1 protein-coding gene is annotated in these 5,516 nt (G+C 74.5%); it reads right to left on the bottom strand.

Annotated features, from left to right (window positions below):
* The coding region (locus tag M8C13_RS44210; protein WP_252486850.1) for a type I polyketide synthase at window positions 1–5,455 on the bottom strand (5,455 nt) is incomplete at its 3' end.
* Window positions 5,456–5,516 lie beyond the last annotated feature (61 nt).

Genomic DNA, 5,516 nt, shown 5'->3' with positions numbered 1-5,516 from the left:
CGGCGAACACCGGCGCGGAGTCCAGCAGCCCGACCGCCATCTGCGCCCACTGCGAACCCTGACCCGGGAACACGAACACCGGACCACCACAGGCCGCAGCCTCGCCGGTCACCACCTCCGCCGATTCTCCGGCTGCGGCCAGCACATCCAGTTCAGTCAGCGCATCGTCCACAGTGGACACAATCACCGTGGCCCGGTGCTCGAAGGCGGACCGGTTCCTGGCGAGCGCGTACCCGATCTCGACGGCACTCGCCTCCGGCTGTGCCCGGACCACCGCGGCCAGCCGCCGGGCCTGCTCGCGCAGGGCGGTGGTGGAGCGGGCGCTGATCGTCCACGGCACCGGACCGTCCGAGGTTGCTGTCGCGGTGATTTCGGTCGCCGGGGCCTGCTCCAGGATGAGGTGGGCGTTGGTGCCGCTCATGCCGAAGGAGGACACCGCGGCCCGGCGCGGGCGCTCGGTGCGCGGCCACGGCTGGGCCTCGGCGAGCAGTTCGACCGTGCCGTCCCAGGCCACGTGCGGGGTGGGCGTCTCGGCGTGCAGGGTGCGCGGCAGTTCCTCGTGCCGCAGCGCCAGCAGCATCTTGATCACGCCGCCGACTCCCGCGGCGGCCTGGGTGTGGCCCAGGTTGGACTTCAGCGAGCCCAGCCACAGCGGGGACTCCGGGGTGTGCGCCGCGCCGTAGACCGCCTGCACGGCCTGGGCTTCGATCGGGTCGCCGAGCCGGGTGCCGGTGCCGTGCGCCTCCACCACGTCCACCTCGGCGGCCGACAGCCCGGCACTGGCCAGCGCCTGGCGCATCACCCGCTGCTGGGACGGCCCGTTCGGCGCGGTGAGGCCGTTGGAGGCGCCGTCCTGGTTGACCGCCGAGCCCCGGATGATCCCGAGGATCGGGCGGCCGAGCCGCTGGGCCTCGGAAAGTCGTTGCAGCACCAGGACTCCGGCGCCCTCGCTCCAGCTGGTGCCGTCCGCCCCGGCGGAGAACGGCTTGGCCCGGCCGTCGGCGGCCAGGCCGCGCTGGCGGCTGAACTCGGTGAAGATGGTCGGGGTCGCCAGCACACTCACCCCACCGGCCAGCGCCGTCGCGCACTCACCGGCGCGCAGGGCCTGCACCGCCAGGTGGATGGCCACCAGCGAGGAGGAGCAGGCGGTGTCCACGGTGACGGATGGGCCTTCCAGCCCGAACAGGTAGGACACCCGCCCGGAGATGATGCTGGCCGAGGTGCCGGTCAGTCGGTAGCCCTCGGTCTGGGCCACCGCGGAGTCGGCCACCGCCGAGTAGTCGGTGGAACTGGCGCCCATGAACACGCCGGTGTCGCTGCCGCGCACCGCCGCGGGCACGATGCCCGCGTGTTCCAGCGCCTCCCAGGCGGTTTCCAGCAGCACCCGCTGCTGCGGGTCGGCCGCGACGGCCTCCCGGTGGTTGATCTCGAAGAAGTCCGCGTCGAAGCGGTCCGCGTCGTGCAGGAAACCGCCGTGCCGGACGTAGCTGGTGCCCGGGTGGTCGGGATCGGGGTGGAACAGCTCGTCCAGCGGCCAGCCGCGGTTGTCCGGGAACTCGGTGATGGCGTCCGCGCCGTCGGCGAGCAGCCGCCACAGGTCCTCCGGCGCGCGGATGCCACCGGGGAAGCGGCAGCCGATGCCCACCACGGCGATCGGCTCGTCCACCACGTCCCGGCGGGTCGTCTCGGCAGTGGTGGACTCCGCCGGGGTGGACAGCTCGGTCAGGTGCTGGGCCAGTGCGGCCGGGCTGGGGTGGTCGAAGACCACGGTCGCGGACAGGGTGAGCCCGGTCGCGGCGGCCAGCCGGTTGCGCAGCTCGATCGCGGTCAGCGAGTCGATGCCCAGTTCGGCAAAGGGTTTCCCGGCTGGGACCGAACGCGCGGAGCTGTGCCCGAGCACCGCGGCCGCCTCGGCGGTGACCAGCCCGAGCAGGTCCTGTGGGCGGCTCTCCCGAGTCCGGCTGGTGGGGGACTGGACCAGTTCGCGCAGCAGTGCGGGCACGGCCCGGCCGGCGAACGCGGCCCGGTCCAGCGGGGCGGGCACCACCGCGGCGCGGTGCGCGGAGAGCGCGGCGTCGAAGAGGGCCAGTCCGCGCTCCACCGTCACCGGCGCGATTCCGCCGCGGGCCAACCGGTTCTGCTCGTGCTCGGTGAGTTCCCCGGCCATGCCACCGCCCAGCCACGGTCCCCAGGCCAGCGCGAGCCCGGGCAGGCCCTGGGCGCGGCGGTGTTCCACCAGCGCGTCCAGGAAGCTGTTGGCCGCGGCGTAGTTGGCCTGCCCCGCACCGCCGAAGACCCCGGCGGCGGAGGAGAACACCACGAACAGCTCCGGGTTGCCTGCCAGCTCGTGCAGGTGCCAGGCGCCGTCGACCTTGGGGCCGAACACCGTGGCCACCTGCTCCGGGGTCTGCCCGGCGAGCACCGCGTCCGCCAGCACCCCGGCGGTGTGGATCACCGCGCGCGCCCGGACCCCGGCCAGCGCCGCGGCCACCTCCTCGCGGACCGCCAGATCGCAGGCCCGCACCCGGACGGTCGCGCCCTGCTCGGCGAGTTCGGCGACCAGTTCGGCCGCCCCCGGCGCGGCCAGGCCGCGGCGGCTCAGCAGCAGCAGGTCCCGCGCGCCCCAGCCAAGCACCAGGTGCCGGGCCAGGGCCGCGCCCAGCGCGCCGGTGCCGCCGCTGATCACCACCGTGCCCTCGGCGACGGGGGCGGGTGGCAGGGTCAGCGCGAGCTTGCCCACGTGCCGGGCCTCGCGGAAGTAGCGGAAGGCCTCGGGCGCCTGCCGCACGTCCCAGGCGGTGACCGGGAGCGGGCGCAGCACCCCGGCCTCGAACAGCTCGACCAGTGCGCGCAACATCTCCTGCACCCGCCCGGGCGCGGCGTCGGCCTGCAGGTCGAACGGCCGGTAGCGCACGCCGGTGATCTCGGCCGGGTCGCGCAGGTCGGTCTTGCCCATCTCCAGGAAGTGCCCGCCGGGCCGCAGCAGCCGCAGCGAGGCGTCCACGAACTCCCCGGCCAGCGAGTTCAGCACCACGTCGATCCCGGACGGGAACCGCTCCGCGAAGCCGAGATCGCGGGAGGAGGCCAGGTGCGCCTCGTCCAGCCCCAGCTCCCGCAGCACCCCGTGCTTGCCCGCGCTGGCCGTGCCGAAGACCTCCACACCCCAGTGCCGGGCCAGCTGGATCGCGGCCATGCCGACCCCGCCCGCGGCCGCGTGCACCAGCAGCGACTGGCCTGCACGGATGTCGGCCAGATCGCGCAACCCGTAGTAGGCGGTCAGGAACACCACCGGCACCACCGCGGCTTGGGCGAAGGACCAGCCGCGTGGCAGGTGGGTGACCAGCCGGTGGTCGGTCACCGCGACCGGCCCGGCCGAACCGGGCACCAGCCCGAACACCTCGTCGCCGACGGCCAGCCCGGTCACCGCGGCACCGACTTCGAGGACCACGCCCGCGGCCTCGCCGCCGATCACCGCCTCCTCGCTCGGATAGACGCCCAGCGCGATCAGCACATCCCGGAAGTTCAGCCCGCTGGCCCGCACCGCGATCCGGACCTGGTGCGCGGCAAGGGGTTCCGGCTCGACCGGCAGCAGCGCGAGGTTGTCCAGGGTGCCCTTGGCGGTCACGTCCAGCCGCCACTGCCCGGTGGCCGGTGGCTGGAGCTCTTCGCTGGCGGTGAGCCGGTCCAGCCGGGCCACGCGGACCGCGCCGGCGCGGATGGCCAGCTGCGGCTCGCCGGCGGCCAGGGCCAGGGGCAGCACCTCGGCTGAGGCCGCGGCGTTGTCGGTGTCCACCAGCACGAACCGGTCCGGGTGCTCGGACTGCGCGGACCGCACCGCGCCCCAGACCGCGGCCGCCGCCAGGTTCGGCACCCGCTCGCCCGCGCCGGCCCGGACCGCGCCCTCGGTCAGCACGGCGAGCCGCCTGCCTTCGTGGGCGGGGTCGGCCAGCCAGGAGCGCAGCAGGCCGAGGATGTCGTTGGTGGCGGCCCGTGCGGCGGTCGCCGGGTCTCCGGCGGGGGTTTCGAAGTGGTGCAGGTCGACGTCGGCAGCCGGGGTGGCGGGCAGGTCGGCCAGCGGCTTCCAGTCCAGGGCGAAGATCGGGTCCGGCGCGGCCGCGGACATCTCGCGCAGCCGCAGCGAGCCGACCGTGGCCACCAGTTCACCGTCCCGGCTGAACAGGGTGAGCGTGAGGGTGTCGGCGCCGGTGGGCCGCAGGTGCGCTCGCGCCGGGGTCAGGCCGGGGCGGGCGAGGGTCACGTCCTCCCAGGCGAACGGCAGTTTCGGCGGCCCCGCAACGGATCCGAGGGCGACCGCGTGCAGCGCCGAGTCCAGCACCGCGGGGTGCAGGACGTGGCCCTCGGACAGCTCGGGCAGGTCGAGTTCGGCGAAGACCTCCTCGCCACGCTGCCAGGCGGCGCGCAGGCCGCGGAAGGCGGGACCGTACTGGTAACCCAGGTCGGCCAGCTCGTCGTAGTGCGAGCGCACGTCGAGTTCGGTCGCGTCCGCGGGCGGCCAGTCCAGGGTGGTCGCGGGCAGCTCCGCCGCCGGGGCGAGCGCGCCGGTCGCGTGCCGCTGCCAGGGTTCCTCGCCGCCGGCCGAGTAGACCGCCACCGGCCGGTGCCCGCGCTCGTCCGCCTCGCCGACCGAGACCAGGATGCGCACCGGGTCCTGGTCCGGCAGGGGGAGCGCGCGTTCCACCACCAGGTCCACCAGGCGGTCGCCGCCGCCGGCGTGCAGCGCGAGGTCCAGGAAAGCGGTGCCGGGCAACAGGGTGGTGCCGAGCACGGCGTGGTCGGCGAGCCAGGGCTGGGCGCGCAGGGAGAGTTGGCCGGTGAACAGGGTGGTGCCCTCGGCGGTCCGCAGACTCGCGCCGAGCAGCGGGTGCCCGGCCGCGCCGAGTCCCAGTTCGGTGGTGCTCGGGGCCTCGGGGACCGCGTCGATCCAGAAGCGTTCGCGCTGGAAGGGGTAGGTGGGGAGGTGGATCGGTGCGGTTTCGGGCAGCAGGGTGGGCCAGTCGACGGGGAGTCCGGTGGCCCAGAGGTGGCCGAGCTGGTCCAGGAAGACGTCCTGGTCGCGGCGCATGACTCCGGCGGCGTGCCACTCGCCCGAGACCTCTTGCGCCATCGGGGTGAGCGCCGGGTGTGGGCCGACTTCGACCAGGTGGGTCACGCCTTGGTTGGCGAGGGTGGCCAGGCCGTCGGCGAAGCGGACGGTGCCGCGGACGTGGCGGACCCAGTGCTGGGGGTCGGTGAGGGTAGTGGCGATCTCGCCGGTGAGGTTGGTGATGACCGGGATCCGGGGTTCGTGGTAGGTCAAACCCGCTGCCACAGCGGCGAACTCGTCCAGGATCGGATCGAGGTGCGCGGAGTGGAAGGCGTGGCTGACCTTGAGTCGGGTGGTGCGGAAACCGCAGTCCCGCAAGGCTTCCACCGCGTCGGCGTCGCCTGAGACCACTACCGAGGTTGGGGTGTTGACCGCCGCGATGGACACACCCGGTGGCAGCAGGGGCGAAACC

It is taken from the genome of Crossiella sp. SN42 (genome assembly GCF_023897065.1).
Lineage (GTDB): Bacteria > Actinomycetota > Actinomycetes > Mycobacteriales > Pseudonocardiaceae > Crossiella.
Note: the sequence above shows the minus strand (reverse complement) of the source record. Positions and strands in the feature narration are given on the sequence as shown.